This is a genomic window from Iodobacter fluviatilis (assembly GCF_004194535.1).
Lineage (GTDB): Bacteria > Pseudomonadota > Gammaproteobacteria > Burkholderiales > Chitinibacteraceae > Iodobacter > Iodobacter fluviatilis_A.
Genome location: NZ_CP025781.1, coordinates 1,179,191 through 1,205,435, shown reverse-complemented (window position 1 = coordinate 1,205,435; position 26,245 = coordinate 1,179,191). Strand labels below are relative to the sequence as shown.

Genomic DNA, 26,245 nt, shown 5'->3' with positions numbered 1-26,245 from the left:
AAGTCCGGCAGGCTGCTAGGGCCATGCTTTAGGCTGGTATCATCAGGGCAATATGAACGATTCTAACGTCTAAGCAGAGGGATAGAGAAAGCAAAAAACCGGTGATAAACATATCTATAACAGCTTACGATTTCCAAAAAACGCGGGTAAATAAAATCAGTACTGAGAATACTTCTAAGCGGCCAAGCAGCATGGCGAAGCTACATACCCAGATTTGAAAATCATTGAGTACGCCGTAGTTAGATGCCGGGCCAACGACACCAAGGCCAGGGCCTGCATTATTGATGCAGGCGATGATGGCGGTAAAGCTGGATAAAAAGTCGAGGCCAGAGATCAATAATATAAACGTTAGTCCGACAATACTCATGCAGTATAAAAAGATAAAACCCATGACGGCAAAGACAATGTTTCCAGGAATAACCATGCCATTTACGCGTAAAGGATGTACCGCATTAGGGTGAATCAGGGTAGACATTTGCCGTTTAGATTCGCGTAGCATAATTAAGGTACGGATCATTTTAATCCCGCCACCGGTAGAGCCAGAGCAGGCGGTGATGCAGGATAAAAACAGCATTAATAAAGGTACAAAAATCGGCCACTGGCCAAAATCAATGCTAGCAAAACCCGTGTCGGTGGCGATAGATACAAGATTAAATGCAACATGCCTGAGCGAGGTAAGATAGTCGCCATAAGTTTTTTGCCATACCAAATAGGCTGCACTGCCTAGGGTGGTAATGACGATAATCAAAATCATGGCTTTAAATTCAGAGTCTTTCCAATAACTGGAAAATTTGCGGCCGGTGAGTGCTAGATAATGAGTGGCGAAGTTAGTGGCCGCCAGCAGCATAAACACGATAAGAATTGCCTCGATAATAGGCGAGTTAAAAAAGCCTACGCTGGCATCGTGCGTAGAAAAGCCACCCAAGCACATGGTGGCAAACGCATGGCAAACGGCATCCAACCAGCTCATGCCCCCTACAAACTTAAGCAGCAGGGCGCAAATCAGCGTGAGGCTGGCATAGACTACCCATAGGTTTCTGGCTGTTTCACGGATTCTAGGCGTAAGTTTTGAATCTTTGATTGGACCGGGAGTTTCGGCTTTAAATAGCTGCATACCGCCGACACCCAGCATGGGCAGAATCGCCACAGCCAGCACAATAATCCCCATGCCACCCAACCAATTTAATAGATGCCGCCATAAATTGATCGATGCGGGGAGCTGGTCTAAACCGGTGAGCACCGTTGCACCCGTTGTGGTGAGTGCCGACATGGTTTCAAAGTAGGCGTGGGTAAAGGAGAGTTGTGTATCAAACAACATCAGTGGCAACGCCGCCACGGCGGGCAGGGTGGTCCAAAGCCCCACCACTAAAATAAAACCATCGCGTGATTTCATTTCCCGCTTATAGCGATGAGTGAGGAGGCTTAAGACACCGCTAAACAGAAGTAAGCTAACTAGGGCGGTGATAAATGGCTGTAGCCCTGCATCATTTTCCCACCATGCCACGGCAATTGGGATCAAGATCCATAGCGAAAAAATAGCGGCAACCCGCGCCAAAATATTAACCGTGGGAAACACACGCTGAATAAGCTGCATCAGAAAAATCCAATTTTTACGGCAAAGAGTTGTTCTACTTCGCGAATATGCGCTTTGTTATCCACAAATAAAATCACATGATCATCGCTTTCTATCATGGTGTGACCATGGGCGATCAGTACTTTGTTACCGCGCACAATGGCGGCTAAATCGGCCCCAGAGGGCAGTTTAATCTCATCGATTTTTTTGCCCACGACGCGGCTCGTGGCGGGCGTGCCGTGCACGATGATTTCCATCGCTTCAGCTGCGCCGCGTCTTAGACTATGTACTGCCACAACATCACCACTCCTAACGTGGGCAAGTAGTGAGCCGATGGTGGCAATGGCTGGGGAAATCGCCACATCAATCTTGCCGCCTTGCAAAAGATCGACATAGCGTGAGCGATTAATAATGGCGATGGTTTTGCGCGCCCCCATCTGTTTAGCCAAAAGGCTAGACATAATATTGTCTTCATCATCGGAGGTCAGGGCAAAATACAGATCGCAGCGCTCAATCAGCTCGCTTTCTAATAGCGCTTCATCGGTGGCATCGCCACGCAGCACCAAGGTGTGCGGCAGCGCTTCGGCTAGCCAAGCGGCTCGTTCTTTGTTGGCTTCAATGAGTTTGACTTGATAATCATGTTGCAGGGTTTGTGCAAGGCGATAGCCCACGTTGCCACCGCCGGAAAGCGTAATGCGTTTGATGGCTTTTTCTGTGCCACGCATTTCTTTAATAACGGCGCGAATATGCTCGGTAGCGGCGAGGAAAAACACCTCGTCTCCCACTTGCAACACGGTATTGCCATCGGGATGGATACGGTGATTTTTGCGGTAAATTGATACTACGCGTCGATCAATTTTAGGTAAAAGCTTATCCAGTGTGGCTAAATCTTGCCCATCCATATGCGCGCCAGCTTCTACCCGAATTGCTACCAGCTGCGCTTTACCACCGGCAAAATCCAGTACTTGCAACGCTTCGGGGGTTGCTACCAAGCTAACTAAATAGTCGGTCACAATTTGCGCGGGGGTGATGACATGATCAATCGCAAAATTATTGTCGGTAAATAACTCTGGTCGCGCGAGTAAATCGGGGTCACGAATCCGCGCAAGGCGAGTAGGAATATTAAATAATTCGTAAGCAATCTTACAAGCCACCATATTGAGCTCATCCAGTGGCGTAACGGCTAGCAGCAAATCCGCATCGGCGGCTCCTGCGGCGGCCAGCACGGCAGGGCTACCAGCATGGCCAACCAAGGTGCGAAGATCGAGCCGATCGGCCAGCGGTTTAAGCTGCTCTGGGTTTTCGTCAACGATGGTCACGTGATAGCGCTCATGCACTAGTTGCTCAGCCACCGATGCGCCAACACGGCCAGCGCCGAGAATTAAGATATTTGACACGATTATTCCATGCGAAGTATTAATGCATTTGAAGGATAGCGTAAGGCGTAGAGTATGGGGTGTTGTTGATGCAATTTATAGGGGGATGTTACACAGTAAAAAACTTAATATTGAATCAAAGGGGGGGATAGAACACGGCTTTTTATAGCGAACAACAGTGTGTTGAGGGTAACCCTTTGATTTTTATCGTGATTTGTGGCTTAAGACATGTGTTGTCGCCAAAAAAAATCGAGATGGTATTAGCGAACGACTGGTTAGCTCTCACCTAAGACTTAAGAAAAATCATCTTTGTATGGTGCAGGTTTATATCGCTATTAAATATTTAAAGCGAGAGCGGTCCCGATGATGGTGTGGCTGCAATGGGTTTTTATTGGGGCGCTCATCGTACTAAGCCTTAACTCACTTTAGGCTGTAATAGCTGTTTGAACTGCAGGTATTCTGTGAGGTGGATTTTAGCTGTATGCAGCTCATTTAGCCCTTCGTAGCAACTGCTAAGCGCAAAATGAATTTTGCATAGCAGGTGTGGGTTTTGTAATCCACAGGCTATCTCGAGGGCTTTGTTGAGGTGTGCTAGGGCTGCTGCCCATGCTTGATCGGCTAGATCACAGCGACCCAAGCCAAGCAAACTCATGGCTTCACTCCATGGGTTTGCTTGTAGGTGGCAAATTTTTAAAGCGGTGGCAAAGTGGGATCTTGCATCCGATACTTGCTGATTCGCTAAATCAAGCAGGCCTTTTAAGCGGTAGGTTTCTATATCGGTACTGAGGCTGCGCTGGGTCAGTGCCGCATCTTGTAGGCGTTGTAGCATAGCGGCAGCTTCACTCTGGCGCTCTAGGCTGAGTAAATCTAACACGATATTGGCGTAAACTTGGCAGCGCAGTTCGGTACTGCTACTCGTGTGCAAATATTCAAACGCTTGGTAGTGTGAATATAGGGCTGCGGGGTAGTTTTCAAAGCCAAAATGAATTTGGCCAAGGCCAATATGTGCATGAATCAGCGGGCTGAAGTGCTGCTGCACCAGTGCGATTTGCGTGCACTCTTGCCAAAGCTTGGCTGCAAGGGTGGAGTCTCCAAGGTCAAAATGGCCCCGCGCAATTTGCTCTAGTAGCTGCGCTTTTTCTAAGGAGCCATCCTCCGCCATCAATAGGGTGAGCTGTAAAGTGTTTAAGGCACCTTGCAATTCACCTAAGATTAACTGGGCTTTGCCGAAAATGAGGCCCGCCCGAACTTCCCCTTGGATATAGCCAATGGAGTGCGCTTGCATTTGTGCCAACTTAGCCAGTTGCAGGCTTTCGTTAGTCTGTAATGCAAGGATTTCATCAGCACTCGCAATTAAGCGGTCTATATCACAGGGGATAAGCGGCATTACTCTTCCTCAGTGCTGCGCTGCTTTTTTGGCACCGCAATACCCAGTTGCTTCAGCTTACGGTAAAGGTGAGTGCGCTCTAGCCCCACTTTTTCTGCCACACGACTCATATTGCCGTTAGACAAATCAATTTGCCGCTCGATATAGAGCTTTTCAAATTGATCACGAGCCTCACGTAGCGGCAGGCTGAGATCGATATTGGGCAAGCCTGCTGCGTGCTGGCTGTGGTTTTCGCTATGTACGCTGCCATTGGGTGAAAACTGAGAAAGTAAGCGGGCCAGTGGCGCACTATCTATTTCACCATCGCGGCTGGTAATTGCTACGCTTTTTACCACATTGGCTAGCTCATCCAGATTACCGGCCCAATCTTGGCGCGATAATAATTGCAAAGCTAAGGGGCTAAAGTAACGTGGCCCTAGCTTGTGCATGCCAATGGCGTCATTAAGCAGCTTTTCTGCCAAGGCAGGGATATCTTCTCGATGCTCAGATAAAGAGGGGATGGCAATGCTGAGCTGAGAAATAAAATTTAACAGTTCAGGCTCAATTTGCCCCGCTAAAACACTCAGTGGCTTGCTAGAAGCACACACTAAGCGGACACGTTGTTTTTCCAATTTTGGTAGGATGCTTTTTAAACCAAGCTGTGCACGGCGATCTAGCCAAGCTAAATCTCGTAGAAATAATATCCCACCTGTGGCTTTATTGAGTAGCTCTTGTGGTGCTTGCGCTAAGTCTTCATTCGAAGGCGGCGAAATAAACGGCGCACTACCTTGATTTAAATAGCGAGCACAATGCTCAAAGCCAACGCCAGGTAAACCTAGCAATAAGACTGGGCCAGTTTTACCGCGTAATGGGCTTAAGGTGGCCTGCAATTCTTGAATTGCCTGCCCTGAGCCTAAGCGCTCTAACGTTGGCGCACGCGGAGCTACTTCGCTAGGTAAAGAAAGTGCACGCTTTACCGTGGCCAATAGTTTTTGTAAACCAATTGGCTTTTCTAAGAAATCAAGCGCGCCAATACGGGTCGCTTCCACTGCCGTATCAATCGTAGCGTGGCCAGACATCATCACCACAGGCATGGTGAGCTGACCATTTCGCGACCATTCTTTAAGCAAAGTGATTCCATCGGTATCTGGCATCCAGATATCCAATAGCACCAAGCGTGGCTGAGATTGATTTCTGATTTTGCGAGCAGCTTCTGCATTTTCGGCTAAAACAATGCCATAGCCTTCATCTTGCAGAATTTCTGACAATAATTCACGAATGCCGACTTCGTCGTCGACGATCAAAATATCCTGACTAGCCAATTGCTTCCTCCGCGAGGGGCAGCTCGATTCTTACCCAAGCGCCACCTTCATCCCTGTTGCCGGCCTGTATTCGGCCCTGATGTTCTTCGATTATTTTTTTTACAATGGCTAAACCTAACCCTGTCCCCTTTATCTTGGTGGTTATATAGGGCTCAAATACCCGAGGCAGGATTTCTGCAGGGAAACCACTGCCGCTATCTGATACGGTTAAGCTTGCAAATCGCTCGTTTTTTTCCATCTTAAGGCAAATCCGATTTGGATTTTCGGAATTTTCATGCCCAGTGATGGCATCTTGAGCATTTTGTAAGAGGTTATGGATCACTTGACGTAGCTGGGTAGCGTCGCCAAGCACGATTAAAGGCTCATGACTCATCTGTTTTAAGATCAAGGGTGAGGCTTCATAGAGCACTAAAATTTCAGTTAACAGCTGTTGAAAATCGAGTGGCTTTTTCTTGCCGCTCGGTTGCCGTGCATAATCACGGAACGCATCCACCATATCTTTAAGTGCCCCAACTTGGCGCACAATGGTTTGAGTATTTCGTGATAAAAGCTCGGCACTGGCCGTATCTAGTTTACCAGCAAGCTTATGTTCCATACGTTCTGCGGCGAGCTGAATGGGCGTGAGCGGGTTTTTAATTTCATGCGCTAAACGCCTGGCTACCTCACCCCAAGCCGCATCACGCTGCGCGGAAAGGAGTTCGGTAATATCATCAAATACCACCACAAAACCCGTGTGCGATGAATCTTGTTGATCTAGCAAACGGGTTCCACGTACATGTAAAACCCGCTTCGTATTTGCTAATTCTAACTGATGTTGCCACTGATCTTGCTCTGATAGTAATCTATCTGCGACCTGAGCACAAAATGGTGTAAGTGCTGGGTAGATTAAATGCCAGTTTGAAAGCGATTCTTCGCCAATTCTTTCTGGGTCTATTCCTAAAATTCTTAAGGCACTTTGGTTAGAAGAGCGGAGCCGCCAAGCATCGTCAAACGATAATACACCCGCCGAAAGAGATCCCAAAATAGCCCCAAGGTGGGCTCTGCCGGCTGCTTGTTCGGCTTGGTGGGTTTCAAGGGTGCTGCGTGCTTCAGAAAGCTGTCGTGTCATGCGGTTAAAGGAGTGCGTCAGTATTCCTAGCTCATCGCGGCTGATGACGGGCTGCATCTGTGAGTAATCCCCAGCGGCAACAGCACGTGTGCCCTCGGCCAAGACCGAAAGCGGGGCGGCTAACTTATTAGATAGGTAAATGGCGAGGGCCAGCGCGCCCAGCAAGGCCATTAAGAGGGCTAGGGTAAGGGTTAAGCTGTAAATAAGTTTAAGTCCTCGCCTAGATTGCGAGAGCTGTTTGTAATCGCTGCGTACTTTTTCAACCAGCTCGGCATCAGCGGCCAGTTGTTTGGGGACGGGCTGAATGAGTTGCAAGAGGCGGGTGCGCTCACCAAAATTACTGCCCCGCACGGCCACCAGTACCCGCATGCTGAGACCTTGGTCGGCATGAGGTTCGATGACTTTAAATGGGCCACGCATTGCTTGGCGTAGCTGGGTGCGTTCAGGCTGAATGGGGAATAAGCTGGCGTTTTCACCCCCAATATGCGCCAAGGTATGGCCAGACTCATCAAATAAAGACAGCTCTTGCACGCCGGTTTGCTCACGCCAACGCCCTAGCCTCGAGAGCATCCCAGCGCTGCTATCATCGCTAATATCGAGCGCAATCACTGTGGCTTTGCGGACTAAATCATTGAGCTGGTAGTCAATGGCGTTATGGCCTAAGTTCAGCCCGCGATCAAGTGCATGATCGACGCGTACATCAAACCAATTTTCAATACTACGATTTAAGAACTGTACAGAAAGGGTGTAAACCAGCGTGCCTGGTAACACGGCTACCAAGGCAAACATCAACACCATTCTGAGGGTAAGCCGAGAGCCAAATACTTTGGCACGGACTTTTTTAATGAGATTAATGAGGCGAAAGCTGACTAAAAACAGCAGGCTACTCAGTAGCAATAAATTGAGTACCAGTAGCAGGCCGTAATACTGGGCAAAAGCGGAGGTATTACCACTGGCCGTGGCAAGTAAAAAAATAAGAATGGTCCCCAGAGAGGCCAGTAGCAGAAGTTTGGGTTTATTCATTGCTGCTGGCTTCTTCGCGTACCTTAGTGAACTCTATCCATGGCGATTCTAGCTGCCATTCTTCATGGCCAAATGCGGTCAACTGATAGGTTTTAGGTAGGCGCGATCGATCAAGCTTTAAGCGTACTTTACCTGCAAATTCTCCGCCTTTATCACGGGCAATACTGCTGTCGTAAAGCACGCCCCAATTGCGCACAATGCCGAGTGCGGCGAGCGCTTCGTTAATATTTTGAAAATTTCGGTAAAAGCTACCAACGTGAAGCCGATATTGTCGGCTAAGTGCGTGGTAAGACAATTGATAGCTCAGTGAGGAATTGGGACCAAAGCCATCGGCCACTTGCCGATACCAAGAATAGATGCGTGGGCGAGTCAGTTGAAATTCGTAGACAAAGCTCAGCGACAAGCCATTTTTAAGGGCTTCTTGTAAATCATCGGAGAGCGATATATCAAAGCGAGCCGCGATCTCGATCCGATTATCGCCAAAGCTCGCTTCTACTTTTTGCGCTTTAATCTCGCCAGCATCGGCCCAGACGTTGCCGACAATCGTCATGGTGCAGCAGAGCCAAACCATGCAAAACAAAGCCAGCTTTAACAGGTGCTGGCCTTGCAGATGAGAGGCGGCAACCAAGCTGGGTTTCAGCATGGTATCAAACGCAAGCTATGGCGTTTAGGCCGTTTTAGTAAAAAGGGCGTAGAAAAAGCCATCATGTTCCGGTGTAGGCAAAAGCTGACCATCTGCAGGGATGAAGTCGGGTAAAGGGAGTTGTTTTGCGTTGGCATGGCGAGCGGAAAATGCGCTCACAGCCTCGGTATTTTCCGCGGCAAAAACAGAGCAGGTAGCGTACAGGAGTTTGCCGCCCGGCGCTACGAGTGGCCAAAGGGCATCGAGCATTTGGGTTTGTTGGAGGGCAAATCCGGCAAAATCGCCGCTGCGGCGCAGCCATTTAATGTCTGGGTGGCGACGAACCACGCCAGAGGCCGAGCAAGGCACATCGGCAAGGATGCGATCAAATAGCTGACCGTCCCACCAAGTGTCTGGTTGACCTGCATCTCCAAGCACCAGCGTGGCGGTTTGTTCTAGCCTATCAAGGTTTTCTTGCACGCGTCTTAGGCGGATTGCATCATTATCAACGGCGGTTAAAGCCACTTTTTTCAGCTCTAAAATATGGCCACTTTTGCCTCCAGGTGCGGCACAGGCATCAAGTATACGCTGCCCATCTTGAATGTCTAAAATGCGGGCGGCATATTGCGCACCTAAATCTTGTACCGATACCCAGCCATCAAAAAAGTGTGGCAAACGATCTACACCTACAGGGCTTTGCAATTGAATCGATAGGCCATCGCTAGAGCTAGCGCCAATCTCATCAAGCGCCAGCAGTGCAAGATAGTCAGCGGCGGTGGTTTTGTTGAGATTAACCCGCAGGGTCATAGGGGGATGTTGATTATTGGCTAGCAAAATATTACGCCATTGTTTTGGGTAAGTTTTGCGCATGGCCGAAATCCACCAAGCGGGATGTGAGTACTGGCCGTATTCGCTGTTTTGCGCCATGTTGAATAGATCATTTTTTTGGCGCAAGAAATTACGCAATACGCCGTTGACTAAGCCTTTGCCATGACCTGCTCCGGTTTGTGTCGCCACCGTAACGGCGTGATCCACAATGGCGTGCGCTGCGGCGCGGCTAAATTGCAGCTGGTAAATGGCAACCAATAGCAGTGCTTTTAGTTCAGGCTCGTGTAAAGGTTTTTGCAATAGCGGCTTAAGGATGCTTTCAATTAGGCCCAGCTGGCGCAATGTGCCGTAGCTAACATCTTGAATGGCACCTTTTTGCCGAGGTAGCAGGCTGGGGTCTTCACGCCAAACCTTGTTCAAAGCTTCGTTTAGATTCTGGCCAGCAAGCACGCTGGCAACAATACGGCTGGCAAATTTTTGAGTGGCTAACAAAATATTCTCTTTAAATGTGAGGCGGCGATTTGCAAACCTCTGGGTATTGCGAATCGCGTAGGACGGGTGAAACCCGCCAGAAGGTATCAAAGGCTAAAAAAGATGGGTTTTACCCCCAGTGAGCTAAGTGAAAGTAATGCCATGAATCAGAGGGTTAAAACTTAAATTACGGAGGGCATACGGTTCACTGAGGAAATAAAGTTTTGCGTCTTTTTCCGTGCCCTCTGTATTCAAGGTTGAGCGCCATTTCACACACTTTGAGGTTCTATGTAACTTTTTTAGTGCATATGGGGCTGAAACTACCTAAGGAAAAAAGCACTCTAGAAATTATCCCCGCGCAATGGCATGCAATCTGGCAATGCGCTCTGCAGTTTGTGGGTGAGTTCTAAATAAGTCGGATAATCCACCACCAATCAGCGGGTTGATAATCATCATTTGTGCGGTGGCTGGATGCTCTTCGGCGGCTTGCATTGGAATACCGCGTGCATGGCTCTCTATTTTTTGTAGGGCATCGGCCAGTGCTAGTGGGTCGCCAGAGATCCGTGCGCCGCCTGCATCTGCTTCAAACTCGCGGGCGCGGGAGATGGCCATTTGAATAAGAGACGCTGCAATAGGGGCCAAAATGGCTAAGGCAATCCCTGCAATTGGGTTCATGGCTCGGCCATTTTCATCTCTGCCGCCAAAAAACATCGCAAAGTTAGCTAAGGCGGAGATTGCCCCTGCCATGGTGGCTGAAATGGTGGAGATTAAAATATCGCGGTGCTGAATGTGTGCCAGCTCATGCGCCATTACGCCGCGTAATTCACGATAAGATAGCACCCGCATAATGCCAGTGGTGGCTGCAACGGCGGCGTGTTCTGGATCTCGGCCGGTAGCAAAAGCATTCGGTTGATCTTCGTCAATCACATACACTTTAGGCATAGGCAGGCCAGCATTTCTGGCTAGTTCTTCGACCATGCCGTAAAGCTCTGGCGCGGTATGGGCATCGACGGGGTGAGCGTTGTACATACGCAACACCATTTTGTCGGAATTCCAATAAGCCCACACATTCATCCCGCCGCCAAATAGCAGCGCCAGCAGCATGCCGCTTTTGCCCCCAATTATGCCGCCGATCATGGCAAAAAGGGCGATAATGCCCGCCATCAAAATAGTGGTTTTTAGCCAGTTGTTCATATTTTTTTCTCCAAAAAACCGATTCAATCTCCATAAGATGATGTTTCTTTGAGAAAATTCAATCCTTATGCAAGATGTGAACAAATAGGGGGATTTACAGGGTGTGCTTGTGGCTATCAGCCTAGCTTTTGCCCCACCTCAATGGCGTTCCCCACTAAAAACGCACTGGCAGCAACACGCTTGCTACCCGCTTTTTGCAGCTCGGTGATCAGTAAAGATCCTTGCCCACATGCGACTAAGATACCGTCTTTATTGGTCTTAAGGATGGTTCCGGCTGGGCCGTTTTCGCTGTTAACCTGAGCTTGCCAAATCTTGAGTGCCAGCCCGTCAAACAAGGTTTGCGCTGTAGGAAAGGGGTTAAATGCACGAATCATTCGATCCAGTTCGGTGGCGGGTTTTTGCCAATTGATTTGAGATTCTTCTTTACGCAGTTTCTCTGCATAGCTCACCCCAGCTTCGGGCTGCACTTGGCGTGTTTGCTGTAATGCGGGCAAATCTTTCAGAGCAGCCACGATGGCCTCAGCACCTAGCGTCGCCAGCTTGTCGTGCAAGCTGGCGGTGGTGTCCGTGGCATTAATAGGGGTGGTATGGATCGACAGCATCTCTCCCGTATCTAGCCCTGCGTTCATTTGCATAATGGTGATGCCCGTTGTCGTATCCCCTGCTAAAATTGCGCGATGGATAGGCGCAGCGCCACGCCAACGCGGTAGCAGCGAGCCGTGAATATTCAGGCAGCCAAGCTTTGGCATATCCAGCACAATTTGTGGCAGGATAATCCCGTAAGCGGCCACTATCATCACATCCGCTTCAATGGCTGCTACGGGGGCTTGCTGCTCGGCGGTGCGAAGTTTTTCTGGCTGGTAAACCGCAATAGCATGTTTCTCTGCCAGCGCTTTTACCGGCGAGGCGGTGAGCTTCATGCCTCGGCCTGCAGGGCGATCAGGCTGGGTTAACACTAAAGTAATTTCATGGCCCGCATTGATTAGCGCTTGCAGAGCACAAGCGGCAAAATCCGGCGTGCCGGCAAAGATAATTTTCATTTTTTTAGCGGCCCTAGGCGATTACATAGTCTTGCGTTGGTTTTTTTTAAGTTTTTGCAGAATGCGGTTAAGCTTTAATTTAGAAAGTTTTTCTACAAAGACTTTACCGTCTAAGTGATCTAATTCATGTTGAATGCAAATAGCGAGTAAGCCATCGGCTTCTAGTTCAAAAATTTTGCCTTTTGCATCAAAAGCGCGAACGGTCACGCGCTCGGCGCGTTCTACTTCTTCGTAGATGCCTGGTACAGAAAGGCAACCTTCTTCCCACATGGTTTTGCCATCCATCTTAATGATTTCAGGATTTACCAATGCCATTAGGCTATTTTTATCTTCAGAGATATCAATCACCACAATGCGTTGGTGAGTATTAACTTGTGTCGCGGCTAAGCCAATTCCTGGGGCGGCATACATGGTTTCACCCATGTCGTGGATAAATTGCTGTAAGTGGCTATCAAATACAGTCACTGGCTTTGCTACGGTGTAAAGCCTGTCGTCTGGGTAGTGCAAAATGTTTAGAATGGCCATAGTTAGTCTGTGCAAGTAAGTACGGTGATTGCTATAAGCAAATTTTTTGCATATAGCTGTAAAATATGTAGTATCAACTTAATCCGAAAAAAACATGCAAGCCTTCGCTTAGCAGTTTTCTCGGCGGAGAGAAATCGCCATCATGCGAAAAACAATTATATCTCTACTTTGGGCTAGTGTACTTTTATCTGGCACTGCTTTGGCAGATAGCCTCGCCATGCAAGATAACGCGCCTGACCGTTACGTAGTAGTAAAGGGCGATACGCTTTGGAGTATTTCAGGGCATTTTTTAAAAACGCCGTGGCGTTGGCCTGAAATTTGGCAACTAAACAAAACGGAAATTAAAAACCCACACTGGATTTATCCGGGTGATGTGGTTTTGTTGGATAACAGCAGTGGCGTGCCGCGTCTGCGCTTGCTTAAGAACGAAAAAACAGCAGGGAGCAATTCTGCTTCAGGCAAGTTATCGCCGAGCATTCGCTTCACTTCTTTGGCTGATGGGGCTACGCCAAGTATCCCTATGTCGGCCATTAGTCCTTTCCTTAGCAAGCCACTGGTTATTGATAACGAGAGCTTTGCTGCTGCCCCGCGGATTGCCGCTGGTCCGGATGAGCGTGTTATTTTTGCCAGTGGCGATAATGTCTTTGCCGTTGGATTAGAGGGTGAGGTAGGGGATAACTGGCAGGTATTTAGAGACGGTAAAAACCTGATTGATCCTGATGATCCAGAGAAAAAACGCGTGATTGGCCATCAAGTCGATTACTTAGGCGACGCAAGATTAGAGGTAACGGGTGATGTGGCAACACTTCGCCTGACTTCTTCTAAAGAAGAAATTCTGGTCGGCAGCCGCTTAATTCGCGCGAACGAAGCACCCTTTATTAATTATGTGCCGCATGTTCCTGAGCTGCCAGTTAGCGGTCGGATTGTGACTTCTTATGGTGGAGTGGCAGAAGCTGGCCCGCTTACGACGGTGGTGATTAACCGTGGTTCACAACATGGTGTAGATGTTGGGAGCGTATTTTTTAATTACAAAGCTGGCCGTTTGATTCGTAAGGAAAGCAGTAATGAGCCTGATCGTTTCACGCCAATTGAAAAAAACGGTAATTTATTTATTTACCGTGTATTCCCTGAATTTGCCTACGGCCTTGTGCTTGATAGTACTCGATCGGTGAATGTGGGGGACGAGGTTAAAACGCCTTGATGGATAAGGATGAAGTGCGGCTTTGGCTGCGCTTCACCACAGTTTATAAAGTTGGGCCAAGAAAGCAGCTTGCGCTTTTGGCCCGCTTTGGAACGCCAGAGGCAGCGCTGGTGGCCAAAGAGGCTGAGCTGGCCGAAGTGCTCGCCCCCACCGTTTTGCGCGCTTGGCTAGAGATCGATCACAGCCAGCTGGAAGCCACGCTTGAGCAAACATTGGCGTGGCAACTTGAGGAGGGCAATACGCTTATTTCTTTGGCCGATGCTGCTTATCCACAGCGCTTGCTTGATTTACCCGATGCACCTACTTTAATTTATGTAAAAGGCAGGCTGGATTTATTGTCCACGCCTGCCTTATCCATTGTAGGAAGCCGTAGTGCCAGCCCTCAGGGTATAGAAAACGCTGAGCAATTTGCACAATGCTTTAGTGCTGCGGGATTGACCGTAGTTAGCGGCTTGGCGGCGGGGATTGATGCGGCAGCGCATCGTGGTGGTTTAGCTGCGGCTGGCTCCACTATTGCTGTAGTCGGTACTGGATTAGATCGGGTTTACCCTGCCAGCAATCGTGAATTAGCCCACTGTATTGCCGAGCAGGGCACGATTATTTCTGAGCTGGCTTTGGGTAGCCCACCTAAGGCTGAACATTTTCCTAGACGCAACCGTATGATCGCCGCTTTAGGCTTAGGTTGCTTGGTGGTAGAAGCCAGTGTGGGTAGTGGCTCCTTGATAACGGCGAAACAGGCCGCAGATATAGGGAGAGAGGTGCTGGCAATTCCAGGCTCAATTCACTCGCCATTGGCTCGGGGCTGTCATCTGCTGATTAAGCAGGGGGCAAAATTGGTTGAATCAAGCGAAGATGTTTTATCTGAGCTGGCATGGGATTCGCCTCAAGGTGCAAGCGTGCCAAAACGTGCATCAAAAAGTAGTCCTTTTTTACAAAATATGGGCTTTGACCCTGTGGACATTGAGACATTGTCACAGCGCAGCGGCTTGACGACAGACAGGCTATCCGCGATGCTGTTGACCTTGGAGCTAGAAGGTTGCATTGTCGCCCTGCCTGGTAGCCGCTATCAGCGGGTGGCCTGAGTAGGGCGTAAGCATTTGTTGAACCGCTTTTTTAAAAGCATGCTCCATCCGATTTCCTGCTATATCCAGAGAGTTTATCTTTTTGGCTACGCCTTGAAACACTGACTATCTGTTGTTGGCTGAGATCAGTTTTTATGTGTAAAACACTTGAGCTCGCTGACAGTTCTTTAATCTAAAAATAATCTGTACCGGGGACCCATGCCCGCGAATCTATTGATCGTCGAGTCGCCGTCCAAGGCGAAAACGCTGCTGAAATATCTTGGTAAGGATTTCCAGATCCTTGCTTCCTATGGTCACGTCCGTGGTTTGGTTAGAAAGGACGGCTCGGTAGATACCGAGAATGACTTTAAAATGAAGTATCAGGTGATCGAGCGTAATAAAAAACACGTCGATGCACTGGTTGCCGCCGTTAAAGAATCTACTAACATCTTTCTGGCAACCGATCCGGACCGCGAAGGTGAAGCTATTTCTTGGCATATCATGGAAATATTGCGCTCTAAAAAGCTACTGACGGCTAGTCGCACTTTTAAGCGGGTGGTATTTCATGAAATTACCGAAACCGCTGTTCTCAATGCCGTGGCTAATCCACGCGATATTGATAGCGATCTGGTGAATGCTCAGCAGGCACGTAGTGCCCTAGATTACTTAGTTGGCTTTAATTTATCCCCCTTACTTTGGCGTAAAGTGCGCTCCGGCCTATCCGCTGGCCGTGTGCAAAGCCCAGCGCTGCGTTTGATTTGTGAGCGCGAGATCGAGATTCGTGCGTTTACATCGCAAGAATATTGGTCGGTTCACCTCGATACCCATCAAGGTCGCAGTAAATTTGGCGCAAAACTAACTCAGTGGCAGGGTAAAAAACTCGAACAATTTGATATCCCTGATACCGGCACGCAACAGAGCATCCTTGATGCACTCAGCGGCCAGAGCGCGGAAATTCAAGCGGTAGAGAAGAAAAAGAAATCTCGTAGCGCTGCTGCCCCATTTACTACCTCTACCTTACAACAAGAAGCTGTGCGTAAGCTGGGTATGACGACCGATCGCGCTATGCGCACGGCTCAGCAATTGTATGAAGGGATGAGCATCGGCGGCGAAACCGTCGGTTTGATTACCTATATGCGTACTGACTCGGTGGCCTTGGCTAACGATGCATTGGATGAAATTCGCGCTTATATTGGCGAAAAATTTGAGAAAGAATACCTGCCTAATGCGCCGGTTATTTTCAAAAATAAAGCCAAAAATGCTCAAGAAGCGCACGAAGCGATTCGTCCTACCTCCATCTATCGTTCCCCAGATGCGGTGAAGGCTTATCTGACGGCTGATCAATTCAAGCTGTATCAGATGATCTGGAAACGCACGCTGGCCAGCCAAATTACACCGGCAAAATTTGATACGGTAGCGGTAGATATTGCGGTAGGGCCGGAGGCTATTTTCCGTGCTACAGGTCAAACTTTGGTATTCCCAGGTTTTATTGCGGTTTACCAAGAAGATACCGATGAAGAAGACGATGAAGACGATGAAGCACGCCTGCCCGTGCTCACCGTTGGGGATGCCTTGCCCGTAGATAAGCTATCTGGTGAGCAGCATTTTACCCAGCCGCCACCGCGCTTTACTGAAGCGTCTTTGGTAAAATCGCTGGAAGAATTTGGGATTGGCCGCCCGTCTACTTATGCGTCGACGATTAAAACGCTGAAAGATCGCGAATACGTGATCTTAGATAAAAAGCGTTTTACGCCAACCGATACCGGTGAAGTGGTAAATAAATTCCTGACGGAACATTTTACCCAGTATGTGGATTACAATTTCACTGCCAAGCTGGAAGACAAGCTGGATGAGATTTCCACCGGTAAGCGCGATTGGATTCCGGTGCTGGCTGATTTCTGGAAAGGCTTTCATAAGCAATGCGAAGAAAAAGCAGGACTATCGCGTAAAGAAGTCACCCAAGAAGAGATGGACGAAGACTGTCCAAAATGTGGCGTGGCAAAACTGGCGATTCGCTTAGGCAAACGTGGCCGCTTTATTGGCTGCACCACCTATCCAGAATGCGATTACACCCGCAATCTGGGGGATGATGCCGATACTGCACCTACCGAGCCAGAAGTCGTTCCTGACCGTACTTGCCCCAAATGCGAATCCGCTTTGCATATCAAGGTAGGGCGTTATGGTAAGTTTATTGGTTGTTCGGCCTATCCAAAGTGTAAGCATATTGAGCCACTCGAAAAACCGCGCGATACAGGCGTTGAGTGCCCAGAATGCAAAAAGGGTAGTTTGATCGAAAGAAAGAGCCGCTACGGCAAGCTGTTTTATTCGTGTAATACTTACCCAGATTGCAAATATGCAACTTGGAATCCACCGATTGCTGAACATTGCCCGCAGTGTAACTGGCCAGTAATGACCATTAAAGTAACCAAACGCCGCGGTACAGAGAAAGTCTGCCCGCAGAAAGAATGTGGTTATGTGGAAGTGATCGAAGGGCCAGCGCCTAAAGCTGAGAAAGTAGAAAGCGAATAAGTTGAGTATCGCTGCAGGGCAGGGTCTTATCTGCTCTGTATTTATTCGCCGTAATTCATCGCTATATATCGATTGCGGGTGTAGTTGTTCTAAATCAGAGCTCCTTAATACTTTCAATTCTAGGTGCTTGCTCAAAGAGGTTTGCCGTGCAGCACAATGTTTTAACTGACCCCGATTTCGAGCTTCGGAGCGAACTTGGGCTGTTGCAAACTTATTTTGAAACCTTTGATGGACTTGTTGCATCCTTGCTTGAGTATGACGGCAACCTGCTGGAATCCTTAGGTTTGCTGGCAGGCGTATCTAAAAGCCATGTGGTTTGTTTATATTTAAACACTCCTGATCAGAGTGCTTCGCATTTAGTATCAGTTTGGCGTGATCCTGATACTCGCCTTGCAGATATCACGCCAGACCCCTGCCGATCCCTTGATTACGCGACGTATCCCCTCTTAGCGGATACGCTGGCGGTAGGGATGGTTCTCAATAAAACACTTTTAGAATTACCACTCGCTGAGCAAATGCTGATGGCACAAATTGGTGTGCGTCAGCTTTTGTGCATTCCGCTATTAGAACGTGGCGAGCCATTTGGCTTTTTAACCTTTTTAAATGATTGCGAAATGCAGCGCAGCCGCAGTGAATTACGGCTGCTTTCTATGCTAAGCAATCATGTGGCGCAAGCCATTGTTAAGTACAGAGTTGAGCAAGAGTTAAAGTGTAATCAACAACGCTTATGCGCCCTCATAGGCGTTTTGCAGGATATGGTATTTGAATGTAATCAGCAGGGCGTGATTGTTAGTGTTTGGTCTGCTCACCCGCATTTACCCCCTGCAGAAATGCTGCAAGGGCGTCCTATTACCAGTGTATTGCCCTATGAGTTAGCTTCGGAGTTAGTACGTCATTTACCCCGCACTTTGCATGAAAAAATAAGCACCCAGTTTAATTGCACGCTGCCCTCGGTGAATGGCCCTATTTATCTATTAACCCGCTTACAACCAGTGCAGGCAAGTAATGGGCAAAGCCATGCGGTGGCATTGGTGCATGATGTCACCTTGCTGATGCTGGAAAACGCCCATCGTAAGACGATGCTGGATACGTTGAATTTGCTTGAAGAGGCGGTGATCGATTTAGCGCCGACGGGTGAGTTAGCCAGTACCACGTCTGCTTGGGCTAAATTACGTGCACTAGATTTGCGGGAAATGAAGCATGATTTAGGTAAGCCGCTATTTGCTTGGGTGCACCACGATGATGGTTTAGCCATGGTGGCGGCTTTAAATAAAATTTTAAAGGCCACGGATCCCGTATTGCAACGCTTCCGGCTGATGCAGGCCACGGGTGGGAGTATTTGGGTAGAAGCCAGGTTGATTGCGCACCGTGGCCCAGATGGGCAGCTTACGGCGATACGGGGCGTATTGCGCGATGTAACGGTGGCTCATCTCAACGAGCAACAAATCACCCAGCTTGCGCTGTATGACTCTCTAACCAAGCTGCCTAATCGCCTTATGCTTGATAGTGAGATTCACAGTGCCATTGATCGTGCACGGCAGGAAAACTCCAAAGTTGCGCTGGGTTTTATCGATTTAGACCACTTTAAACAAATTAATGATGCCTTTGGGCATCAGGTTGGCGATGAATTATTGGTGAGCGTGGCCAAGCAGCTCTCTAGTGTCTTGCGAGAAAATGATGTATTGGCCCGCTGGGGCGGTGATGAATTTGTGGTGCTGATCCCCGATTTAACTGATTTAACCGTGATGCGTGATATTTCTGATCGGCTGCGCAATGCCGCAAGGCAGGGCGTAACTATCAATGGTATGGAAACGCAGCCTACAATTTCGCTGGGTTTTGCCGTGTTTCCAGACAATGCTGAATCGGGAGAAGAATTACTCTCGGCAGCTGATCACACCATGTATCACGCCAAGCACACAGGCCGAAATAATGTCTGTTTTTATAGTGATATCGTGCATTTAAAAGCCTTGGGCCGTGAACACGTTGCAATTCAATCGCGCCTTTCTACAGCAATCCGTAATAATCGCCTGCAAGTATTTTATCAGCCCATTGTGGATGCAAGAAGCGGTGAAGTACTGAGTGTTGAGGCGCTGGCGCGTTGGCAAGATGATCAAAGCGGATGGATTAGCCCAGAGCTATTTATTCCTATGGCAGAAAAGGTGGGTTTGATTCAAGAGTTGTCTGAGTTGGTTATTCAGCAGAGCTTTGCCAAATTGCGCCAATGGCGTGATGCAGGGCTGACACAAAAGCTGATGATTAATATCTCGCGCAGCCAGTTGTTTCAGCCTCAGTTTGTTACCCAGCTGAATGAAAGACTTATGCAGCATCGTTTGCGTGCAGAAGATGTGGTGCTAGAGATCACTGAATCGGTAGCACTTACCGATTATTCCCGCCAGCTGCGCCATCTGCGTCAGCTTAATGATTCTGGGTTTAAAATTGCAATTGATGATTTTGGTACCGGTTATTCATCGTTATCGCAGTTGCACGAAATGCCCGCGCAAATTTTAAAAATTGATGTGTCATTTTCCTTACGGCTACACACGGATGATGGCCGTAGGATGATGCAAGCCATTGTTCAGCTAGGGTTTGCTCTAGGGCTAGAAATTATCGTAGAAGGTGTAGAAACCCTAGAAACCGCTCGCTTCCTGCAGGGCCTAGGTGTACAGCGTATGCAGGGCTTTTATTTTAGTGAGCCCGTGCCAAGTGGCGTGGCCGAGCTTTGGATGAGGCTGGGATTACAGGCGAAGGTTTAAAATATTGAAACTGGTAACAATCACGCACGCTTCGTGCAGTTTAAATCAGGGCTAAAATAAAGCTGGCCTTGATTCACCCTTCTGATTTAATCCCCATTTATGGCTACTACGCGTGCATCAAATGGCCTTGCCTCGGATTGGGGGGGGCTAGCAGCCTGTCGGACTTAAGACTGATCTACTACGGAAAAGCCGGATTTGGCCATATTTCACGTATTTTCTCGTTGAATAGCCAGCTATTCACCTAAAAACCCGCGAAATCTGTCTCAAACCGGTCTTTCCCTCGCTACGATCGCTTGAGTCCGACAGGCTGCTAGTGGTTTACCATAGAAAAAGGCCGTCTCTTATTGCGCAAGAGACGGCTTTTTCTTATCGAATACTGTGTTTAAGTTGCTGGCCTTGATGAGTGATTAAATAAGCGCCTAACCCCACCCCAATCATACTAAGCAGCAAAAGATAATAGCTGGGCGCTAGCACATCGTATTTAATCCAGAATGATAAAATCACCGGCGTCAGGCCGCCCGCAAAGGCATAGGCCACATTGTAAGAAAAAGACAAGCCACTAAAGCGGATCGCTGCGGGGAAGGCTTTAATCATCAAGAGCGGCACCGCGCCAACAATGCCCACGGTAAACCCCATCAGCGGGTAGAGCAGGGCTAGCTGGCTCGTGTCATGACTCATGGTGTGATAAAACGCATAGCTGCTGCAGCCTAGTAAGGTGCAACCGATCAGAATCGTTAAGCCGCAGCCTAGTTTGTCTGATGCCCAGCCTGCCACCACACAGCCCAAGCTAAGCGCTACGATGGCATAGCAATTGGCCCTTAAGGCATCAACTGGCAATACCGCGAATTGTTTTTGTAAATACGCGGGAGTCATCAAAATAGCGACCACAATCGCCACAGCAAGTAAAAAGGTGGCCAGCATAGAAATAGCAATGCTAAGGCGATGATCACGTAACACTTGCTTAAGCGGTAGCTCAGTCGCCAAGTTTTTTTTAGCTTGCAGCTCTAAAAATACCGGTGTTTCATGCAGCCATTTACGCAAATACATCGCTACCAAGCCAAATACACCGCCAATTAAAAAGGGCACACGCCAGGCCCATGCTTCCAGCTCGGCTGGGCTAAATAGGTTATTCATCGCCATGGCGATCAATGCACCTAACAAAATTCCTAAAGTGAGGCCCGAGGTAATTAAGCTGCAAGCCAAACCTGTGTGGCGCTCAGGTGCATGTTCGGCAACAAACACCCATGCGCCGGGCACTTCACCACCAATGGCGGCACCTTGCAAAATGCGTAGAGCAAGTAAGCACAGCGGTGCCCAGATACCAATTTGTTGATAGGTGGGAAGTAAGCCTATCATCAGTGTAGGCAAGGCCATCATCAGTATGCTAAGGGTGAACATCTTTTTTCGGCCCAGCAAATCACCAAAATGCGCCATGGCAATCCCACCCAATGGGCGCGCTAAATAGCCTGCGGCAAAAATACTGAATGTCTGGATTTGCCTCAGTGCATCGGGCATATCAGGAGGGAAAAACAGCTTGCTTAAAACAACGGTGAAAAACACAAAAATAATAAAATCGTAAAACTCTAATGCGCCCCCTAGCGATGCTAGGCCTAGCGTTTTACAGTCCTGCCTATTTAAGGGCCTTGCCGCTAAGGTATTTCTTTGCTGGATTGGATCACTCATTCAATATTCTCTTATGTAGCTGATTTGACAGAAAACTTCGGCTTTTATCGAGATTACTGTAGCCAATAAGCGCAGGCAAGGTTTATTGTAAGCAGGCGAGGTGTTTAACCGTAGCTCTTGAGGATTACATTGGTGGGGGATAAGCTTGCTCAATTGGGCTGTCGTTTATTTGCCAAATATCTAATGCGATGCCAAACAAAAATCGCCCAGCCCCACAAATTTTTAAGGCCTAAGCTAGAAGTGGTCAAAAGCCGCTTGCACCTTGCCAGAGCTCAAGTGCGCGAGCAGCTTCTGGCTGAAAGATGATGAGGCACCAGTTGGGCAATAAATGATATTTTTCTAAAACAGTGGATGAATTTCAGTTAAAAAAAGTCAGCTGAATTTACTGTGGTCTGTACCCTTTGAATTGCTGGGCAGATAAAGCGTTAAGTAGTTCGGTATAAGTTTTACAGGGTATGTTTCTTTATAAATCAACAAGTTGTGGCTTAATTATACAAGGTAACTTTTGCCTAACTACTTAGTCCACGCTACCATGCTAAGAGGTGCCCTGAATTAGCCTTTCTTTAATTAACCGCTCCCTATAAAAGCTTTGGAACCCCTTAAAATCGAGGGTTTCGGTATTCCCTACAGCTTCAATAAGCTGCTCACGTTCAATTGGCTCTGCTAATTCGCCGCCCAAAATTCGAAAGCGAATACGTAAACGACCAGGTCCTTGGGGAATGATTGCAAGCAAAGAAGACTTACCCTCTTCTCCTGGAAGTAGGGAACCAAAACGAACATAGCCGCACGACAAATCGTTGTCATTAACTATGAATTGAGCGTTTTTACCGATCAGCACCTCAGAAAGAGGTCTAATACTGTTCATAATGTTAAAAGCAGCGCTGGGCTTTTCAGGTAAATCATCCTTAGCAATCAACTCAATACCCTGTCCATCAAGTGGCTCAATAAACACCTCAAGCTTGGCGCTTGAGAGCTGAACCTCTGAGCGATTAACTAGTAAGAATTGCAATAAGATTAGCTGATCATTTATACGGGTATATCTAGCAAGCTCCCTCCAGTAGGCCTTGTTGTCTTGCTGATAGATATCATAAGAAGAACTGATACCATGTAAGTAGCTAGACGGACGCTGACTTACGTAGTCTGGGAACTCTTCCGTAAGTGTCATATAAAACCGTTCAAAGCTATCAGGCAATACTTCGTGACCAGGAGTAAGCACAGACATATCTACACGCATATTTCCACGACCAGAATCTGCCAAAGACATTTCCGTAGCTTCAGGGGGTTCTGCTTCATCGGTACTGCTACCTCGGCGTACGTAAACTACATTACTCTTAACCTTACCGTAGGTATGGGAGGTGTAGAACGGACGTTTCTGCTTTGGAATTGTAATAATCCCCACAGTCTTACCTTCATACAAATGTTCCTCATAGCAAAACGTCAGCTTAGGCTTGACCTTACTGTTCACAAACTGCTGTATTTGTGCATCGTCGATAGTTGTGGAGATCCCTACTACTTCTGCGGGATGAGGTCGTTTTTCCTTAAAACCAAGAAGAATGTAACCTGAACCATCACGCCAAGCATTAGCTATTGCAAGGATGTCCTTTAGCATCTCGGACTTATCATCCTCAGTTCCGCCACTAAAGCGGTACTGCGAGGATTTAAAATCAATATCTGTCCCTTCGCTCTTATATCGAAGAGTGGTCAGTAGCTCGCTAAGCATAATTAGTTCCCAATGTTAACGCGGTGATCTCACATTTGGCCAAGAGCCACTTCTCGTTTTTTTGCTAGTTTACCATTTGCTTACGATTTTTGTATTTATGTCAGTATGACCCAAGCATCAATCATGAATATATTAAGTACGATCATCTTAATCGCGGCCGCTGCAAGCTAAGGCCGTAAGGCGCATGATTTTGTAGGGTGCAATAAGTCTGATGTTTTTCCAGACGCATTGCACCATCTTGCTCGATTTCACAAGACCTAATTCGGCGTTCTCACTAAGCGTCTTAGTGACCGTGACCTTCACCCAATCTGGGTTTGGCAAACACGGCGCAATGCCTACGGCTTCAGACTTATTACACCCTAAGTTTTGCTATGAAATGCCCTTAAGCTAATGTTTGTTTGGGGGCAAAACCTTGGCCTACGGCAACAACTCCACCTTCACCTGCCTGCTGTCGCTCCTGCCCTGATCGTCTACCACGCTAAGCTGATGCCAGCCGCCTGCTTGTGGCCGCCATGCGATGCCGCCCGATTTGGCGTTTCCTAGATAAATCTGATTATCAAACCAATACAGCTGCTCGCTGCTGGCTGCGGCTTGCAGGGCGATGGTTTCGTCGGGGCGGGATAGGCGCAGGGTGTAGGCTAGGCCGCTCAAGGGCGAGCTGATTTTGGGCGCGTCCCCAAGGCTGGCCATGCCGCTGCAATCGATATGTGGTGGTTTGCGGCGGGGTACGCCAGCTTCTTTAAATAGCCTTGCCATATCGCTGCTCCAAAACTCAAAGATTTCTGTTTTTGTATGGACAGGATCGTAAGGGGGGCAGACGGCAAGGCCAGTGCGAGTATCGACGTGTACCGGCTGATGCAGGCTGCTGACGCGGATAGGCGATTTACCCGGAATAAACCAGGTGCTGCTTTGCTGTGGGCACCAAGTATTGGGCAGCTCACCGCTGGCGGTACAGATGTTGACTTGGGCAAGGCCGCTAGGTGGGCGCTTGGGCATAGGCCTATCGGCGGGTTTGGCCAGCGCCAGCGCGTCGGCAATACGGAAAAATAGCGGGGCGGCCGCTTCTAGGCCAATGAGCGCGGGGTTGCCTTGGCCGTCAAAATTGCCCAGCCAGACCACTAGCACATAGGGGCCAACCGTGCCTGCCGTCCATGCATCACGAAACCCCCATGATGTGCCGGTTTTAAACGCCACCGGCCAAGCATTGTTACCTCCATCGGGGCGTGGGTTTTTGCTGAGCATGTCTAAGGCTAGCCAACTGGCTTGCTCGCTGATCAGGACTTCGCCCTTGCTGGGCGGCGTGTCCTTTAAATAGCGCAGCGGTTTAAGGCGGCCTTCATTGGCCAGCATGGTGTAAAGGCTGGCCAGCTCTGCCATGCTGACTTCCCCCCTCCCAGTACCAGCGCTAGGCCGTAATGCTCAGCTGATTGCAATTTGCGGATGCCAGCTTGCTGTAAAAAATCATAAAAACTGGGGTTTTTAAGCTGGCTAGCCAGCCATACGGCGGGAATATTGCGGCTTTTGATGAGCGCATCGGTGGCGCTGAGCGGGCCGATAAAACGCCCGTCAAAATTCTCTGGCTGATAAGGGCCAAAAGCGCTGGGGGTATCGCGCAAAATAGTCGCAGGGTGGATCACGCCTTGATCCAGCCCCAGTGCATAAATCAAAGGTTTTAAGGTGGAGCCAGGCGATCTTTTGGCTAAGCTGCCGTTTACTTGGCCGGAAATGCTGGCGTTGAAGTAATCGGCAGACCCAACTAGGGCGCGCACGGATTGATCGCGGCTATCTACCAGCATCGCCACTGCATTATTGATGCCTCGGCTGCGAGTCTGAGCTAGATACTGCTGCAGGTGTTTTTCTAGCAGTGTTTGCAGTTGTAAATCTAGCGTGGTATTGAGCGTAGTTACGGGGGTGGTGGCGGTATCGGCCAATCTTTGCTCCACCCAATGCGGCGCTCTAAAGGGGAGTTGTTCTAATCGCTTGACCGGCAAGGGTAGGGTCATTAGCTGAATTTGTGCGGGGGATGCTGAATAGGCCACTTGCCAGCGTTGCCATAACCTTTGGCGTGCATCGCTGAGCGATACGCCACTACCTAAGCGCTGATTGGGTTGCTGTGGAATCACTGCCAGCGTTAGGCTTTCGGGCAGCGTGAGCAGCTTAGGCGCTTTGCCAAAGTAGACGAGGCTGGCCGCAGCAGCGCCTTCGATATTTCTGCCATAGGGGGCGAGGTTTAAATAGGCTTCTAAAATATCATGTTTGCTGTAACGCGCTTCTATCCACAGTGCCAGTGCAATTTGCCTCAGTTTTCCAGTCGGCGTTTTGGTATTCAGACGGTATTTAAGCCGTGCCAATTGCATGGTTAGTGTGGATGCGCCTTGCTTAGCGCCACCGCCGTAGGTCTCTGTGATGGCACGCAGTAAAGCGACGGGGTTTAGCCCAAAATGCCAGTAAAACCAGCGATCTTCTTGTAATTTAACCGCAGTGATCAGCGTGGTGGAGAATTGCTCTAGTGGCAGCCACAACCGATAACGCTGATCGGGAGCAAGCGTTAGCCTTAGCAGCTTGCCATCTTGCGCTAGCACCGCTGTTGAGCCTGCTACAGCCAGCGGCTCATGCGGCCAGTAGCGGATAAGCAAGCAGCCCAAGAGCAGGCTGAGGATTAAATACCTAGGTTTAAGCAAGCGGCGTTTCCTAATTACAACAAAGATTAGGGTATTGGACGGGCTGAATAGGGCGGGCTAATTCGGTAATTTAATACTGCGCATCAATGTGGAATAGCAATAAATGCCACCCCTGCCAGAATCAGCGCTACTTGCTGGGCCGTGTCTTTAAGCTGCGGGCGTTTAGTCA

At 48.7% G+C, this 26,245-nt stretch carries 18 protein-coding genes; 4 read left to right on the top strand and 14 right to left on the bottom strand.

Annotated elements, in window-relative coordinates:
- Positions 1 to 124: 124 nt before the first annotated feature.
- The 10 genes from C1H71_RS05230 to def all read right to left on the bottom strand — a co-directional run bounded on the left by C1H71_RS05230 (position 125) and on the right by def (position 12,448).
- Entirely contained in the window at positions 125 to 1,585 is a 1,461-nt protein-coding gene (locus C1H71_RS05230; RefSeq protein ID WP_223146049.1) for a TrkH family potassium uptake protein, read from the bottom strand.
- 8 nt (positions 1,586 to 1,593) lie between these two features.
- The gene (trkA, locus tag C1H71_RS05225; RefSeq protein ID WP_130105625.1) at positions 1,594 to 2,970 is read right to left on the bottom strand and encodes a Trk system potassium transporter TrkA; all 1,377 of its coding nucleotides are present in this window, start codon (positions 2,968 to 2,970) and stop codon (positions 1,594 to 1,596) included.
- 394 nt (positions 2,971 to 3,364) lie between these two features.
- Complete coding sequence (locus C1H71_RS05220) at positions 3,365 to 4,336, bottom strand: hypothetical protein (RefSeq protein ID WP_130105624.1); 972 nt, start codon at positions 4,334 to 4,336, stop codon at positions 3,365 to 3,367.
- Positions 4,336 to 5,637, bottom strand: a complete 1,302-nt coding sequence (locus C1H71_RS05215) for a sigma-54-dependent transcriptional regulator (RefSeq protein ID WP_130105623.1) — start codon at positions 5,635 to 5,637, stop codon at positions 4,336 to 4,338. Before C1H71_RS05215 ends, C1H71_RS05220 begins: the two co-directional genes overlap by 1 nt.
- Complete coding sequence (locus C1H71_RS05210; RefSeq protein ID WP_130105622.1) at positions 5,630 to 7,768, bottom strand: sensor histidine kinase; 2,139 nt, start codon at positions 7,766 to 7,768, stop codon at positions 5,630 to 5,632. Before C1H71_RS05210 ends, C1H71_RS05215 begins: the two co-directional genes overlap by 8 nt.
- Positions 7,761 to 8,411 carry a DUF4390 domain-containing protein gene (locus C1H71_RS05205; protein ID WP_130105621.1) on the bottom strand — a complete coding sequence of 217 codons (651 nt, stop codon included), beginning with the start codon at positions 8,409 to 8,411 and terminating at the stop codon, positions 7,761 to 7,763. Before C1H71_RS05205 ends, C1H71_RS05210 begins: the two co-directional genes overlap by 8 nt.
- Positions 8,412 to 8,435: 24 nt before the next feature.
- Positions 8,436 to 9,710, bottom strand: coding sequence for a 16S rRNA (cytosine(967)-C(5))-methyltransferase RsmB (gene rsmB / locus C1H71_RS05200; RefSeq protein ID WP_130105620.1), 1,275 nt, complete (start codon positions 9,708 to 9,710; stop codon positions 8,436 to 8,438).
- 327 nt (positions 9,711 to 10,037) lie between these two features.
- Entirely contained in the window at positions 10,038 to 10,883 is an 846-nt protein-coding gene (gene htpX, locus C1H71_RS05195; protein ID WP_130105619.1) for a zinc metalloprotease HtpX, read from the bottom strand.
- A gap of 116 nt (positions 10,884 to 10,999) precedes the next feature.
- Complete coding sequence (gene fmt, locus C1H71_RS05190) at positions 11,000 to 11,923, bottom strand: methionyl-tRNA formyltransferase (RefSeq protein WP_130105618.1); 924 nt, start codon at positions 11,921 to 11,923, stop codon at positions 11,000 to 11,002.
- Positions 11,924 to 11,944: 21 nt separating this feature from the next.
- Positions 11,945 to 12,448, bottom strand: a complete 504-nt coding sequence (gene def / locus C1H71_RS05185) for a peptide deformylase (protein ID WP_130105617.1) — start codon at positions 12,446 to 12,448, stop codon at positions 11,945 to 11,947.
- Between the two features lie 142 nt (positions 12,449 to 12,590).
- Between def and C1H71_RS05180 the strand changes: the two genes are divergently transcribed.
- The 4 genes from C1H71_RS05180 to C1H71_RS05165 all read left to right on the top strand — a co-directional run bounded on the left by C1H71_RS05180 (position 12,591) and on the right by C1H71_RS05165 (position 19,992).
- On the top strand, positions 12,591 to 13,649 hold the full coding sequence (locus tag C1H71_RS05180) for a LysM peptidoglycan-binding domain-containing protein (RefSeq protein WP_130105616.1): 1,059 nt from the start codon (positions 12,591 to 12,593) through the stop codon (positions 13,647 to 13,649).
- Positions 13,649 to 14,731, top strand: a complete 1,083-nt coding sequence (dprA, locus tag C1H71_RS05175; protein WP_130108140.1) for a DNA-processing protein DprA — start codon at positions 13,649 to 13,651, stop codon at positions 14,729 to 14,731. Before C1H71_RS05180 ends, dprA begins: the two co-directional genes overlap by 1 nt.
- A gap of 198 nt (positions 14,732 to 14,929) precedes the next feature.
- Positions 14,930 to 17,239: a type I DNA topoisomerase gene (gene topA, locus C1H71_RS05170; RefSeq protein WP_130105615.1), complete on the top strand. Its 2,310-nt coding sequence runs from the start codon at positions 14,930 to 14,932 to the stop codon at positions 17,237 to 17,239.
- Between the two features lie 146 nt (positions 17,240 to 17,385).
- Positions 17,386 to 19,992 (top strand): sensor domain-containing phosphodiesterase, encoded by a 2,607-nt coding sequence (locus C1H71_RS05165; RefSeq protein ID WP_130105614.1) that lies wholly within the window; start codon positions 17,386 to 17,388, stop codon positions 19,990 to 19,992.
- Positions 19,993 to 20,358: 366 nt separating this feature from the next.
- Here C1H71_RS05165 and C1H71_RS05160 read toward each other — a convergent pair whose 3' ends face one another.
- The 4 genes from C1H71_RS05160 to pbpC all read right to left on the bottom strand — a co-directional run bounded on the left by C1H71_RS05160 (position 20,359) and on the right by pbpC (position 26,076).
- Positions 20,359 to 21,675 carry an MFS transporter gene (locus C1H71_RS05160; RefSeq protein ID WP_130105613.1) on the bottom strand — a complete coding sequence of 439 codons (1,317 nt, stop codon included), beginning with the start codon at positions 21,673 to 21,675 and terminating at the stop codon, positions 20,359 to 20,361.
- 535 nt (positions 21,676 to 22,210) lie between these two features.
- Positions 22,211 to 23,395 (bottom strand): AlbA family DNA-binding domain-containing protein, encoded by a 1,185-nt coding sequence (locus tag C1H71_RS05155; RefSeq protein WP_130105612.1) that lies wholly within the window; start codon positions 23,393 to 23,395, stop codon positions 22,211 to 22,213.
- Between the two features lie 417 nt (positions 23,396 to 23,812).
- Positions 23,813 to 24,772: a penicillin-binding transpeptidase domain-containing protein gene (locus C1H71_RS20960; RefSeq protein WP_223145995.1), complete on the bottom strand. Its 960-nt coding sequence runs from the start codon at positions 24,770 to 24,772 to the stop codon at positions 23,813 to 23,815.
- Complete coding sequence (pbpC, locus tag C1H71_RS20955; RefSeq protein ID WP_223145994.1) at positions 24,703 to 26,076, bottom strand: penicillin-binding protein 1C; 1,374 nt, start codon at positions 26,074 to 26,076, stop codon at positions 24,703 to 24,705. The genes C1H71_RS20960 and pbpC overlap by 70 nt, the downstream gene beginning before the upstream one ends.
- Positions 26,077 to 26,245: the final 169 nt, after the last annotated feature.

What these genes read in the sequence shown, in the direction of transcription:
- htpX (WP_130105619.1), bottom strand. Translation starts at nt 10,883, where the DNA reads ATGAACAACTGGCTAAAAACCACTATTTTGATGGCGGGCATTATCGCC.
- C1H71_RS05155 (WP_130105612.1), bottom strand. Translation starts at nt 23,395, where the DNA reads ATGCTTAGCGAGCTACTGACCACTCTTCGATATAAGAGCGAAGGGACA.
- C1H71_RS05220 (WP_130105624.1), bottom strand. Translation starts at nt 4,336, where the DNA reads ATGCCGCTTATCCCCTGTGATATAGACCGCTTAATTGCGAGTGCTGAT.
- C1H71_RS20960 (WP_223145995.1), bottom strand. Translation starts at nt 24,772, where the DNA reads ATGGCAGAGCTGGCCAGCCTTTACACCATGCTGGCCAATGAAGGCCGC.
- topA (WP_130105615.1), top strand. Translation starts at nt 14,930, where the DNA reads ATGCCCGCGAATCTATTGATCGTCGAGTCGCCGTCCAAGGCGAAAACG.
- fmt (WP_130105618.1), bottom strand. Translation starts at nt 11,923, where the DNA reads ATGAAAATTATCTTTGCCGGCACGCCGGATTTTGCCGCTTGTGCTCTG.
- C1H71_RS05205 (WP_130105621.1), bottom strand. Translation starts at nt 8,411, where the DNA reads ATGCTGAAACCCAGCTTGGTTGCCGCCTCTCATCTGCAAGGCCAGCAC.
- C1H71_RS05210 (WP_130105622.1), bottom strand. Translation starts at nt 7,768, where the DNA reads ATGAATAAACCCAAACTTCTGCTACTGGCCTCTCTGGGGACCATTCTT.
- C1H71_RS05160 (WP_130105613.1), bottom strand. Translation starts at nt 21,675, where the DNA reads ATGAGTGATCCAATCCAGCAAAGAAATACCTTAGCGGCAAGGCCCTTA.
- dprA (WP_130108140.1), top strand. Translation starts at nt 13,649, where the DNA reads ATGGATAAGGATGAAGTGCGGCTTTGGCTGCGCTTCACCACAGTTTAT.
- C1H71_RS05180 (WP_130105616.1), top strand. Translation starts at nt 12,591, where the DNA reads ATGCGAAAAACAATTATATCTCTACTTTGGGCTAGTGTACTTTTATCT.
- def (WP_130105617.1), bottom strand. Translation starts at nt 12,448, where the DNA reads ATGGCCATTCTAAACATTTTGCACTACCCAGACGACAGGCTTTACACC.